Origin of the sequence: Cryobacterium sp. TMT1-2-2 (assembly GCF_004403505.1) — a bacterium.
Lineage (GTDB): Bacteria > Actinomycetota > Actinomycetes > Actinomycetales > Microbacteriaceae > Cryobacterium > Cryobacterium flavum.
The window spans coordinates 14,170-26,058 of the sequence record NZ_SOGS01000014.1; the positions used below are offsets into that span (position 1 = coordinate 14,170).

Genomic DNA, 11,889 nt, shown 5'->3' on the forward strand with positions numbered 1-11,889 from the left:
TCCCCTTCGATGTACGGGCCATCGATCGCGCTCTTGAGAAGATGCGCGGAGCACTTTGGCGGCATCGATGCTGCGTGTGGGGCGTCGCTCGCAGTTCAAAGTCCTGCGAGCAGTGGTGTCTACGCCATAGGTACCGACCGAAAAGAATTCTGGACGGTACGTCACTCGAGGCACGAGTTCCCGGCTTTTTGCAGGGCCTTGGCGTTCGCACACAGCGCGTTTGCTTTCAGAGCTGCGTCTAATCCACTTTCAATTGCGCCGTCGATGAAACCGCCCCAACCACTCGCGATGTCACTTCCCGCCAGCACGACCACACCGTCAGGACGCTGCATTGCGGCGAGGGGGCCGCTAAGAAATCCAGCGCCTTGCATGGCCCAAGTTTCTCGCGCAAGTGGATCGTTGAGCCAATCGTGCGCCGCTACTTCACGAACGATGAGGTCAGGCCGCAGCCGCTGGAGTATTTCCTCTGCGGCTCTCACATCGGTGGGATCGATCTTGTCCTGGTCTGGACCAAAAGCGATCACCAGCCGGTCACCATCAGGCATCTCGACATCGGCCTGAAAAAAGTTGAGGGGCCAGCTCGCATCGCCGAATGCGACAAACGGCTCCACCGGTCCCGCGACCTTGAGCCAAATTTTCGTGCCACGGGAAACCTGCCCTCTAGCCACCGCAGCCTGCTTCGCAGGTTCCAACGGAGGTCGGAATACGATGCCGGAAAGGGCATGCAATCCCGCCGTGACGATCACCGCTGTTGTGTGGATGTTGCTGCCGTCCGCCAAACGAACGACAGCCCCGCACCCGTCGTCGTTCTGCTCAATTGCTGTCACGAGCGAGTTGAGTCGAATCGGTGCCTGCACATCATTAGCGATGGCCTCGATAAGCCGGCGAGTACCGCCTTCAAGCTTGTACGTTGCGCAGGCTTCAAAGTTGACTTTCCAGTCGCCATTCGTGAGGGCAACCCACCGCAAAGCCTGGGAAAAGCCCGCCGAAGCAAGCGGGCCGTTAAAGTTCAAGGTCCAAAACGCGTCCATCAGCATGCGGGTATCCGTGTCGAGGCCGAGCGCATCGATACGATCTTGGAGAAGTTCCGCGTCGACTCCTGCGACATTCGGACCCGCCAGTGGCGCGAACGGTTCAGGGAAATACGCACGCGACTCGGCCGTCAAACGCTGATTGGGATCGTCAAGGATGGCGAGCATCTCCGAGGGGTCGCCGTGTCGCACACCGGAAGTCGTCTGCCACGATGCGTGCACCGGCTCGGGGCTCGCAACGGTTCCGATTCCGTAACGCTTGAGCTCAGCCCAGACATAGGGCTGGGTCCAGTGCACCCAAGTCCCGCCAAGTTCAAGCGGTTTACCCAGGCGCTCGGCCAACCAGGTGCGCCCGCCGAGGCGGTCGCGGGCGTCAAGCACGACGACACGTTTTCCGGTCCTAGCCAATTCCCGCGCTGCCGTGATCCCGGCGAACCCTGCACCGACAACGACGACGTCCGCGGTCTCCAGATCGTTTGTGGCGCTCATGAATACACGAAGAATTCGATGGTGGGTTCAAGAACGGTCCACCGAGTAGGCGTTCCCTTATTGAACGATGCGGCGGAACCGGGGCCGAGATCGTGAACCTCACCGCCCAATTCTTCTATTCGGAGGCGACCGGAGACGATGTGAATGGATTCGTCAGCTTCGGAGACAAGGTCAAACGCCTCAGGCGCGTCGTCCGGCGTCACATGCCAGAAGCCGCAGGCGAGTCCCGGCCGGTCCCCCACATCGAATTTTCGAATCCATTGAACGACCCCAAGTTCAAATGGCTCATATCCGTCAGGGTTCAACGTGCCTGACGTGCTGAAAGATGTCTGCTCTGTCATGTTTTTCACTTCTCCATTGAATGAAACACTCGCCAACGCCACAATCCGGCTGACTCGACTGCCGCAATTCAAGCATTTGCTTAGTTTCGCGTCAAGGAAAACAAAGCATCTGCTGTATTCAGGTCCGGGGCTCGCGGCGAACGCCACTTCTGGGCGCGACAAAGTCCGTGAGTACCCGCTGTGCGCCCTGTCAGACCCGGCAGCGCTGGTAAGCGGACTCTCCTGGGACCGGATCTGCAAGCCCCCGTCTGGGGCAATCGGGAGGTTCACCAAGTCAGGAGAACGCCCCAACTTGCCTGACTCACCACTGGCTGGAACGCTGCGCGCCCCAAGTCTCCCGTCGGCCTGCTGAAGTCAGTCTGCGATGACCTCGGCAGTGCTCATTCTCACTGCTGCACCCAGAGAATCCACGGCATCGGCCAACTGCGCTGCCGTGATGGAGTGACTCAGGAATTGCAGCATAAGACCATCGAGAGCGGCGAACAGCGCAAGGTTGAGGCTTTCGCTTACAGGTTCGCCGAGCAAGGTGCGCCCCGCAGCGAGGGCGGACACATACCTTTGGTAGAGCCGACGGACTGCGGGCTGCAGCTCGGGACGCCTACTCGACTCGAGAATCATTTCGTATTGGAAAACCTCGTTTTCCGGTTCCGACAACACGTTCCGTACGAGCGCGGCACGAAACGCGGCTGCGTCGGTTGCATATTCGGACAGGTCGGCAGCTCCAATCGCCCGCTCTACGCTCCACTCAAGCGCAGCTGAAAGAAGATTGTCGCGTGAACCAAAGTGATGGGCGATCAGGGTATTGTTCACCCCGGCTTCCTCAGCGACGGCGCGGAAGGTGAGCCCACGCAACCCTTTTCGGGCGACGACTTGCACGGTTGCCTGGAGTAGGGCATCCCGACCCTCGCCGTAGCCAAGGCCTCTCGTTGATGGCTTCACCCTTCCAGCATAGGTCGTCGCTCCAGCCGAAGACTTGACTCTTGACAGGCAAGTAAGCAGATGCTTAGCTGCGTTCTAAGCAATTGCTTAGTGTCGGTCGGAGCCCATTCCGCCGCCGCCCAGAGACAACGACGTCGGGTGAGTCAATTCGCCGTTCACGCGGCGGCCGGACAGCCGGCTCGTCCAAAGGAGGACCCGTGACCAAGACAATTGGCCAGTCGGTACTGCCCCAACCGGCCACAGAATCCCGACTCAAACCTAACAGCCTCGGATTCATCGGCATCGCGTTCTTCGTCATCGCCGCTGCCGCGCCGATGGCGGCCTTTGTCGGCGCCGGGCCGGTGCTCTTTTCGATCATGGGGCCGGGGGTCCCGCTCGTGTATGTGCTCGTCGCGTTGGTGATCGGGCTATTCGCAGTCGGTTACCTGCGGATGAGTCGCCACATCGTGAGCGCCGGCGGATTCGTGGCCTACATTGCGCGAGGTCTCGGCCGTCATGCGGCGACCGGCGCTGCCGGCATCGTAATAGTTACCTACGTTGCTCTGCAGATCGGCTTCTGGGCGCAGTTCGGTGTCTTCGCCCAGCAACTTGGCGCCCGCTGGCTCGGCGTGGACATGCCCGTCTGGGCCTGGATTCTCATCTTCATCGCCATCACGACAGTGCTGACCATGCGCGGCGTTAACCTCAACCTCCGAGTTCTCGGCGTGCTCCTCGTGCTCGAGATCGTCGTGGTCGCAACACTCGTCATCGGCATCATCATCGGAGCCGCTGGCAACGATCTGTCCCTTGTCAGCTTCAGCCCATCGCAACTCATGAACCCCGGGTTCGGCGTCGCCGTCCTGTTTGTCTTCGCCTGTTTCACAACTTTCGAAGCGACAACGGTGTTCAGTGAGGAAGCACGCGAGCCGCGGCGTACGATTCCTCGGGCGCTGTACGCCGTGGTCCTCTTCGTGGGAATCTTCTACACGGTCGCCACGTGGGCCGTGAGCTACGCCATCGGACCCGACAAAGTGCAGCAGGCCGCCGCAGACGATCTGGCTGGTGTGATTTTCAGCCTCGCTGCCCAGTACGTCGGCCCCTGGCTCGACGTCGCAATGCAGGTGCTCGTCGTGTCGAGCTTCATCGCCATGCTCATAGGCATGCAGAACATGTTCGCTCGCTATTGCTTCGCTCTGGCCCGCGCTCGCGTACTGCCGAAACGACTCTCCCACGTGTCGAAGCGTACCCACGCACCATCCACTGCGGCTCTCGCTAATGGCATCGTCGTCGCCATCATCGCCATGGCATTTCTGTGGGCCGGGGCCGACCCAATCGAGATCGTCTATGCGTGGTTCGTCGCGCTCGGAACTGTCGGGTTCGTCGTGATGATGGCGCTTGCGTCCTTCGCGATCGTCGTCTTCTTCTTCCGCGAAAAGCTCGAGACCGGTTTCTGGACCACGAAAGCTGCGCCGATCTCGGCCTTCTTCCTCATGATCGGCGTTCTTTTCATCGCACTGCAGAACTACGACGCCATGCTCTTTAGCGACGGAGCAATCGCGAAATTGCTCCTCTGGCTCATCCCGGTCGCCTTCCTGTTTGGAGCGATGATGCCGCGGTTCCGCAAGAACATAGACTTCGAGACCGTTGTGACTGCCGCCAGCTAAACGCAGACAACCCACCGCATCAAGCATCTTGCTCGAAAGGAACAACCGTGAACACAGCAAACAACCGCTCCCTCATCCCTGCGGACCAGGACTACATACCCACCGAGGACTGGCCAGACGTGACGACCATGCTCGAAGGCTTTGGGCAGCCCGATCTCCCAGGCAGCACAGCACTCGAGGGCCCGGCCATCGCCATCCGCTTTGAAAACGGCTGGACGATCACACACCAGTTCGACAAGGGAAACGTCACGTGGACGATCACCGAAGGGGATAGAACCGGCGCGTCGGGAACGCATGAATACCGCGCGGTTGAGGTGCGTCCCAACATCTTCTTAGTCGACTTTGTCAAAGGAGAGGGCGCGCAGTCCTCCGACATCTCGATGGTGATTGACCGCAGCGATGGCAAAGTGACCATTGCCGACTCGTCCTTCGTTGATCGCAACGGCGCTATGCGAATGCGCACCGAAGTCATCAACGGTCGCATCACCGGAATGGGCGAGATCGAGCCCCGCAAGCGTTCGAGCGAACTTGTCGGAAAGCGCATCTACTACCGCTACAGCCCAACCGAGCACTACGAACACATTTACCTCAACGCCGGCACCTTTGTTTGGCACTGCGTAAAAGGTGGCGAGGCTGGGCTGGCCGATGCGGACCCGGTCCAGGTGTTTGAACTAGGAGACGGCATCGTCATTCTTCATTGGAGCGAGACGGTCATGCCCGTGGAGTCGATCCTGACGGTCGATCTCACAAACAAGCGATCGATCGGCCGCATGTTCTGCTGGGATGGGCCGACGCTGGCACCCGTGCATCTTCCCTTCGACAGCAAGTTCACGATCCTTGAGGACACGTCGTACCCCGAAGATTGACTTCCGATAGGACTACTCATTTGCTCAAGTGTTGCAGGTTCGCTTTCAGGGTGATGCCCATCATTTACCTACATGAATTAAACAGTACCGACCGCACCTGGAAGCGAAAACTCAGAATAAGTGAACCGTCCGGTTCCCAAACGAATCCGCGAGTTCTCGAGACATTCGGTCACGTTCAGAATCGCCTCAGATTCCGCACGGGGTCGCTGGTTCGAATCCTCTTGAGAGACACACCCAACGGCAGTCACTGACCGAGCACCTCATCCAGGATCTCCGCCGTCACCGGGTCGACCATGTCGGCCGTGACGACATAGCTATTCCTGGTGGTCTGCTCGTTGGCATGGCCGAGAAGTCGAGAGGCCAGCGTGATCCCCGCCGCCCGCTCGATCAAAGTCGCCGCCGTACGCCGGTAGATGTGCGTCGTGTACTCGTCGAAGTCGACGCCCAGCTTGACCAGCTGAGAGCGCTCGTCCTCGACGAATGCGCGTAGCAGCCGCTCGTAGTTACTGACGCTCAGCGAACGGCCCGTTCTAGTGGGGAACAGGAAAGCCTCCGGATCCTGCTCGGCAAGCGCCAGCCGACGCCGCACGGCCGCTGCTGCCATCGACGGCAGCGCGATGCTTCGCCGTTGCCGAGAGCGCTTGGGAGAGTTCTTGCGGTGCGTGCCTTGCGCTTTGGTGCTGACGATCGTGCCGTTCACGATGAGGGTCGGCGGTAGCGTCGTCATGTCCACGTCGCACCGGCGCAAGCCGAGGCACTCGCCGACGCGCAGCGAGGTGCCGACCATGATGTCCATGCCGTCGATCAGTGCCCGATAGTTGGGCCGTGGGCCATCGTCGCGGGTGAGCCGCCATACCTGCATGAGCCCACGGATGCCGGTGATCTGCGCCGGGGTGAGGGCCGACTCCTTTCGCGGTGACATCGGCAGGCGTTGCACGTCGCGCACGGGGTTCTGGGGCATGGCGTCGTCGCGCACGGCGTAGCCACAGAGCAGGCTCAACACCGCGCGGGCTCGTCGGGCTTTCGAGATCGTCTCCTCCTCAAGAATCCGCTGCAGGATGCGGTCGCAGCGACCAACTGTCAGGTGATCGAGCCGCACTCCCCCGCACCGCGGCACGATGATCACACGGGCCGTTGTCTCGTACGATTCGTAGGTTGAGTACGACAGACTGCCCGCTTTGGCACGAGTGAGCACCTGCGACAACCAGAGCTCAACCGCGTCAGCGACGGTGCTCGACGGCGAAAGCGCTCCGGCGCCGCCGGTGGCCATGGCTCTCGATTGCCGATGGATCTCGGCGATAGCTTCGTCGCGGGTATCGGCCGTCACGGCGTGGCGGTGCCGTGCCCCGCTGTCGTCACGGCTGGTGCCGCGGGCGCGGTATCGGCCGCTCGCCAACTGTTGCACGTCGATTGAGCCCACTTCGCCAGCCACGATCTGTGGCCTAACCATGGCGGTGTTCGTGAACCCAGGTGAGCACGTCCTGCACGTCGTAACGGACGAGTCGGCCGAGCTTGATATAGGGCGGTCCCGTCTGCATCAGACGCCAGTCCTCGAGCGTACGCTCGGGCATTCGGAGCAGCTCCGCGAGTTCGCGCTGGGTGAGAAACGTGGGTGTGATTTGCGTCGTCGCGTCCATACGCAATAGGTGCACCACGGAAGCCGTGAGCAGCCCGATCACGCCGGGACAGGCCCGTACGGGGCCGGGCACAATAACGCGCAAACAATCCCCGAGGGGGTTTGTGGTGTAGTTTGTGGTAATTCGGCCCGTTTTGGGCCTGTTCGACAGGGTGGGCGATAGTTGATTTCGCCGCGGAATCCTGCGCCTTTTAGTGCTGGGGTACCTGGACTCGAACCAAGAACAAATGAACCAGAATCATCCGTGTTGCCAATTACACCATACCCCAATGCCTAATCCGAAGATCGGGCCGAGTAGTAGCCTAGCTCACTCGGGCCGGAGAGGCCAAACCGGGGTATCCCCCGGCGAGTCGAAGCCCCTCCGGCCCGAGCGTCAGGCTGCCGAAATTGCAGCTAGGGCCCGATCCAGGCGGTCCAGGGTCTCGGCCCGACCGAGGATTTCCATGGATTCAAACAGCGGCGGCGAGATCTTGCGACCCGAGAGCGCGACGCGCAGGGGCCCAAAGGCAACGCGCGGCTTGAGGCCGAGGCCTTCAATGAGCGTCTCGGCAAGCAGGGCGTGTACGCGATCGGTAGTCCATTCCGCAGACGGAATACTTTCCAGTGCGGTGCGACTTGCGCCGAGAATGTCGGCGGCGTTCTGCGGGAGCGAGGCGAGGGCATCCGCTTCGAGAACCAGGTCGGCGCCGGTCACGAACAGAAATCCGAGCATGGAGGGGGCTTCGCCGAGCAGCGCGATGCGCTCCTGGATGAGCGGTGCTCCCTGGGCGAGCAGGGCCAGTTCGGCCTCGCTCGGATTCTCGCCGAACACGCCGGCGGTCACCAGGTAGGGAACCAGGCGGGCAGCGAAGTCGGCAGCATCGAGCTGGCGAATGTGGTCGCCGTTGATCGACTCGGCTTTCTTGAGGTCGAAGCGGGCCGGGTTCGGGTTGACATTCACGACGTCGAAGGCGGCCGTGAACTCATCGATCGAGAAAACGTCGCGGTCGTGCGAGAGCGACCAGCCCAGCAGGGCGAGGTAGTTGAGCAGGCCCTCGGGGATGAATCCACGGTCGCGGTGCAGAAACAGGTTCGCCTCGGCCTCACGCTTACTGAGCTTCTTGTTCTTGTCGCCCATGACGTAGGGGAGGTGGCCGAAACGCGGCACGAACGTGGTCACGCCGATGTCGATGAGCGCGTGGTACAACGCGATCTGGCGCGGCGTCGACGAGAGCAGGTCTTCGCCCCGCAGCACGTGAGTGACGCCCATGAGCGCATCGTCGACCGGGTTGACGAGGGGGTAGAGCGGATGCCCGTTCGGGCGCACCACCACAAAGTCGCTGAACGAGCCGGCCGGAAAGGTGATCTCACCGCGCACGAGGTCGTCGAAGGAGAGCTCGGTGTCCGGCACGCGCAGGCGGAGCGCCGGGGAGCGGCCCTCGGCCCGATAAGCGGCCTTCTGGTCTTCGGTTAGGTCGCGCTCGAAGTTGTCGTAGCCCATCTTGGGGTCGCGCCCGAGGTCGCGGTTGCGCTTTTCGATCTCTTCGCCGGTGACGAAGCTCTCGTAAATGTGGCCGCTGTCCTTGAGCTTCTCGATGACGCCGAGATAGATGTCGTAACGCTCGCTCTGGCGGTACGGCGCCTGGGGGCCGCCGACGTCGACGCCTTCGTCCCAGTCGAGCTGCAGCCAGCGCATGGCGTCGACGAGTTGCAGAAAGCTGTCTTCGCTGTCACGGGCGGCGTCGGTGTCCTCGATGCGGAAGATCATCTTGCCGCCGGTGTGCCGGGCATAGGCCCAGTTGAACATGGCGGTGCGAACGAGGCCCACGTGGGGCGTTCCGGTCGGCGAGGGGCAGAACCGCACGCGAACGTCGGTTCCGGTGGCGGTTGAGAACGGGTGTGCAGTGGTGTCAGACATTACTCATGATTCTAGTTGCGCGATTCCTGACCTACTTCTTTCCGGGCCCGGGCCCAGAGATGGGCCCGGGATCCGAACTAACGTCCAACCAGCGAGATCGCATCAAGCACGCGCAATGCCGCAGCCAGGGCGGGCACGCGCTCGGCCCGGGCCGCCGTCACGGCGTGCAGGGTGCGATGATCACGTCCGGTCGTGGCGCGAATCGAGACACCCGCGCGCCGGCCGACGGACTCGATCGCGAGGGCCGGCAGCAGCGCAACACCGATGCCCGCTTCAACGAGGCCGAAGACGGCGGCAACGTTGTCAGTCTCGTAGCTGATGCGCGGCGCGAATCCGCGCCGATCGCACAGGTCGAGCAGGTGTCCACGGCAGCGCGGGCAGCCGGCCACCCAGTTCTCGTCGGCGAGCTCGCCCAGGTCGATCGGGGTAACGCTGTCAAGCGGATGCCCGACCGGCAGCACGAGCATCATCTCATCTCGCCGCAGGGTCGCCACCCGCAACCCCTGAGCGCTATCCCGGTGCGGATCCACCCGGTCCCCCGGGTAACTGAACGTGATGGCCAGATCGGCACGGTTCTCACGCACGGCGGCGACTGCCTCCGGCGGCTCCGCCTCCAGATAGGTGACGCTGATCTGGGAATGCCGCGCCTTCATGCGGGCCAGCAGGCTCGGCACCAGGGTAGCGGATGCCGACGGAAACGCCACGAGACGCACGAGCCCGGCGCGCAGCCCCTGCAGCTCGGCGATCTCCCCGGCCGCCGCATCGAGCGCGGTGGCCACGGTCACGGCGTGCCGCGCCAGCACGAGGCCGGCTTCGGTGAGGCGAACGCCACGCCCGACCCGCTCAACCACGGAGAGTCCGAGCCGCTGCTCGAGCCGTTTGACCTGCTGACTCACGGCCGGCTGGCTGTAACCGAGGGCGACGGCCGCTGCGGTGATGGATCCGGTTTCGTGCACCGCCCGCACGACCCGCAGGGCCTTGGCGTCGAGGTCGGGGCTCTCGCCGGGCAGATGGATCATGCGCTCAATCATAATTGCTGGTTATGCATTGCATCGAATACTGACCGTTGTCGCATGAGTGCTGGGTGGTCACACTAGAAATATGAGCCCTGCAGCAACGAGCACGAGCAGCCCCACCGCCAATACGGCCACCCACCCGGGTACCGGCATGATCGCTTACACGAGCACGAGCACCGTGACCCTCGCCGAAGCCCGCACCCGCTACACTTCGGGCCGCGGCTACCTCGCGGCCTGCACCCTCGGACTGCCCACGATCGAAACGATCGCTGCGATGCGCGCCGATACCGAGGCCTGGGCTGGCGGCCAAGCCTGCGCCTCCCGTTACGGTGAGGTCGTCGAGCGGGTACGCGTCGGGTACGCCGATCTGGTGAACGTCACACCCCACAGCGTGGCGATCGGCTCGCAGACCTCGGTCATGGCCGGATTGGTCGCCACCAGCATCCCCGATGGCGCCGAAGTCGTGCTGCCGCGTGGCGACTTCAGCTCGATGGTGTTCCCGTTCCTCGCCCAGGCGCACCGCGGAGTGACCGTGCGGCAGGTGGATCTGGCCGACCTGGCCACGAGCCTCACCGCGAACACGTGGCTGGTCGCGTTTTCGCTCGTGCAGTCCGCCACCGGAACCCTCGCCGACAGCGACGCCATCCGGGCCGCCGCCCGCGTAACGGGCACCTTCACCCTCTGCGACACCACCCAGGCTACCGGGTGGATGCCGGTCGACGCCTCGCTGTTCGACGCCACCATCTGCCACAGCTACAAGTGGCTCGGCGCCCCGCGCGGCGTTGGGTTCTTCACGGTCGCCGAGACTTTCGCCGCACAACTGCACCCGATCAACGCCGGATGGTATGCGGGAGACGACCTGTGGGCCTCCTGTTACGGCCCTGCAATGGACCTCGCCCGCGATGCCCGCCGCTTCGACGTGTCCCCGGCCTGGCCCGCCTGGGTCGGCGCCGAGCCGGCCATCGACCTGTTCCGCCGCCTCGACCTGGCCGAGGTGGCCACCCACAACGTGGCCCTCGGCGACGCCCTGTGTGATGGACTCGACCTGCCCCGACTCGGCCAGGCCATCATCAGCTGGCCGGATGCCGGCGGCCGCGACCTCGCACGCCTCACCGCCGCCGGCCTCACAGCTTCGGGTCGGGCCGGCCGCGCCCGCGTGGCGTTCCACCTCTGGAACGATCGGGACGACGTGGACGCCGTGCTGGACGCGCTGCGCCGCGGCTAGACAACGCCGGGCGAACATTCGCTGTCGGCGACGTCGTGCCCCTGGGCCCGACGTCGCCCGCCGTTATGCCTTATCGGCGACGGCCGCGATGATCGCCTCGGCGAGGGCACCCGACGAAGCAGGGTTCTGGCCGGTGTACAGGTTGCGGTCGATCTCCATGTGCGGCGCGAATGATTCACCGGCGATGAAATCGGCTCCCAGTTCGACCAGGCGGCTCTGCACGAGCCACGGAGCCTTCGGAGCCAGTCCGCCGAGAACCTCTTCGGCGTCGGTGAAGCCGGTCATCCGGTAGCCGGTGAACGGCCAGCTGTCGTCGGCGCGCTTGGCGGCGAGCAGCGCGGCTGGAGCGTGGCATAGTACGCCGAGGATGCGACCGGTGTCGAGCGCTTCGGTGAGAATGCTCCCCGACACGGCGTCGACGGCAAGGTCTTCCATCGGGCCGTGACCGCCCGGGTAGAAGACCACGTCGTAATCGCCAACGTTGATGTCGTCGAGGCTGAGCGGTTCGTCGAGCTGAGCGGAAATTGTTCCGATGTAGTCGATGAGCTGCGCCACACGCTCCTCTCCGCCGGCCGCCTCCGCACGGAGGCTGACCGCATCGATTGTCGGAGCCACGCCGCCCGGTGTGGCGATGCTGATCTGCCAGCCGGCCGCAGTGAACAGGCGGTGCGGCTCAGCGAGCTCCTCTGCCCAGTATCCGGTGGGGTGCTGGCTGCCGTCAGTGAGGGTCCAGTGGTCAGCGGCGCTGACTACGAAAAGTACGTGAGTCATAGTGTCTCCATTTTCTGTGAAATCTTTCGTGGAAT

At 63.2% G+C, this 11,889-nt stretch carries 11 protein-coding genes and 1 tRNA gene; 3 read left to right on the forward strand and 9 right to left on the reverse strand.

The window, feature by feature from the left end; all coding sequences use genetic code 11:
* Positions 1–161: 161 nt before the first annotated feature.
* The 3 genes from E3T35_RS09145 to E3T35_RS09155 form a co-directional block, all read right to left on the reverse strand.
* Positions 162–1,520, reverse strand: a complete 1,359-nt coding sequence (locus tag E3T35_RS09145; RefSeq protein ID WP_134378659.1) for an NAD(P)/FAD-dependent oxidoreductase — start codon at positions 1,518–1,520, stop codon at positions 162–164.
* The gene (locus tag E3T35_RS09150) at positions 1,517–1,861 is read right to left on the reverse strand and encodes a cupin domain-containing protein (protein WP_134378707.1); all 345 of its coding nucleotides are present in this window, start codon (positions 1,859–1,861) and stop codon (positions 1,517–1,519) included. Before E3T35_RS09150 ends, E3T35_RS09145 begins: the two co-directional genes overlap by 4 nt.
* 354 nt (positions 1,862–2,215) lie before the next feature.
* Positions 2,216–2,800 (reverse strand): TetR/AcrR family transcriptional regulator, encoded by a 585-nt coding sequence (locus E3T35_RS09155; protein ID WP_255577984.1) that lies wholly within the window; start codon positions 2,798–2,800, stop codon positions 2,216–2,218.
* A 197-nt stretch (positions 2,801–2,997) separates the two neighbouring features.
* Here E3T35_RS09155 and E3T35_RS09160 point away from each other — a divergent pair, with 197 nt between their 5' ends.
* Both E3T35_RS09160 and E3T35_RS09165 read left to right on the forward strand, forming a co-directional pair.
* Entirely contained in the window at positions 2,998–4,443 is a 1,446-nt protein-coding gene (locus E3T35_RS09160; RefSeq protein WP_241988793.1) for an APC family permease, read from the forward strand.
* 47 nt (positions 4,444–4,490) lie between these two features.
* Positions 4,491–5,309: a MoaF C-terminal domain-containing protein gene (locus tag E3T35_RS09165; protein WP_241988794.1), complete on the forward strand. Its 819-nt coding sequence runs from the start codon at positions 4,491–4,493 to the stop codon at positions 5,307–5,309.
* A 244-nt stretch (positions 5,310–5,553) separates the two neighbouring features.
* On the opposite strand, the gene E3T35_RS09170 is transcribed toward E3T35_RS09165, so the two are convergent.
* The 5 genes from E3T35_RS09170 to E3T35_RS09190 all read right to left on the reverse strand — a co-directional run bounded on the left by E3T35_RS09170 (position 5,554) and on the right by E3T35_RS09190 (position 9,861).
* Complete coding sequence (locus E3T35_RS09170; RefSeq protein WP_134378663.1) at positions 5,554–6,759, reverse strand: site-specific integrase; 1,206 nt, start codon at positions 6,757–6,759, stop codon at positions 5,554–5,556.
* Positions 6,752–6,988, reverse strand: a complete 237-nt coding sequence (locus tag E3T35_RS09175) for an AlpA family transcriptional regulator (protein ID WP_241988795.1) — start codon at positions 6,986–6,988, stop codon at positions 6,752–6,754. Before E3T35_RS09175 ends, E3T35_RS09170 begins: the two co-directional genes overlap by 8 nt.
* A gap of 154 nt (positions 6,989–7,142) precedes the next feature.
* Positions 7,143–7,214 (reverse strand) — tRNA-Gln (locus E3T35_RS09180).
* A gap of 104 nt (positions 7,215–7,318) precedes the next feature.
* Complete coding sequence (gltX, locus tag E3T35_RS09185; protein WP_134378665.1) at positions 7,319–8,842, reverse strand: glutamate--tRNA ligase; 1,524 nt, start codon at positions 8,840–8,842, stop codon at positions 7,319–7,321.
* A gap of 77 nt (positions 8,843–8,919) precedes the next feature.
* Positions 8,920–9,861 (reverse strand): LysR family transcriptional regulator, encoded by a 942-nt coding sequence (locus E3T35_RS09190; RefSeq protein ID WP_166789895.1) that lies wholly within the window; start codon positions 9,859–9,861, stop codon positions 8,920–8,922.
* Positions 9,862–10,009: 148 nt separating this feature from the next.
* Here E3T35_RS09190 and E3T35_RS09195 point away from each other — a divergent pair, with 148 nt between their 5' ends.
* Positions 10,010–11,083 carry an aminotransferase class V-fold PLP-dependent enzyme gene (locus tag E3T35_RS09195; RefSeq protein WP_134378713.1) on the forward strand — a complete coding sequence of 358 codons (1,074 nt, stop codon included), beginning with the start codon at positions 10,010–10,012 and terminating at the stop codon, positions 11,081–11,083.
* Positions 11,084–11,146: 63 nt separating this feature from the next.
* Here the strand turns inward: E3T35_RS09195 and E3T35_RS09200 are convergent, their stop codons facing one another.
* Positions 11,147–11,854: a type 1 glutamine amidotransferase domain-containing protein gene (locus E3T35_RS09200; protein ID WP_134378669.1), complete on the reverse strand. Its 708-nt coding sequence runs from the start codon at positions 11,852–11,854 to the stop codon at positions 11,147–11,149.
* Positions 11,855–11,889 lie beyond the last annotated feature (35 nt).

Bases quoted from the DNA above. Each gene is read 5' to 3' on its own strand.
- E3T35_RS09145 (WP_134378659.1), bottom strand. From the start codon at position 1,520: ATGAGCGCCACAAACGATCTGGAGACCGCGGACGTCGTCGTTGTCGGT.
- E3T35_RS09150 (WP_134378707.1), bottom strand. From the start codon at position 1,861: ATGACAGAGCAGACATCTTTCAGCACGTCAGGCACGTTGAACCCTGAC.
- E3T35_RS09170 (WP_134378663.1), bottom strand. From the start codon at position 6,759: ATGGTTAGGCCACAGATCGTGGCTGGCGAAGTGGGCTCAATCGACGTG.
- gltX (WP_134378665.1), bottom strand. From the start codon at position 8,842: ATGTCTGACACCACTGCACACCCGTTCTCAACCGCCACCGGAACCGAC.
- E3T35_RS09190 (WP_166789895.1), bottom strand. From the start codon at position 9,861: ATGATCCATCTGCCCGGCGAGAGCCCCGACCTCGACGCCAAGGCCCTG.
- E3T35_RS09195 (WP_134378713.1), top strand. From the start codon at position 10,010: ATGATCGCTTACACGAGCACGAGCACCGTGACCCTCGCCGAAGCCCGC.
- E3T35_RS09200 (WP_134378669.1), bottom strand. From the start codon at position 11,854: ATGACTCACGTACTTTTCGTAGTCAGCGCCGCTGACCACTGGACCCTC.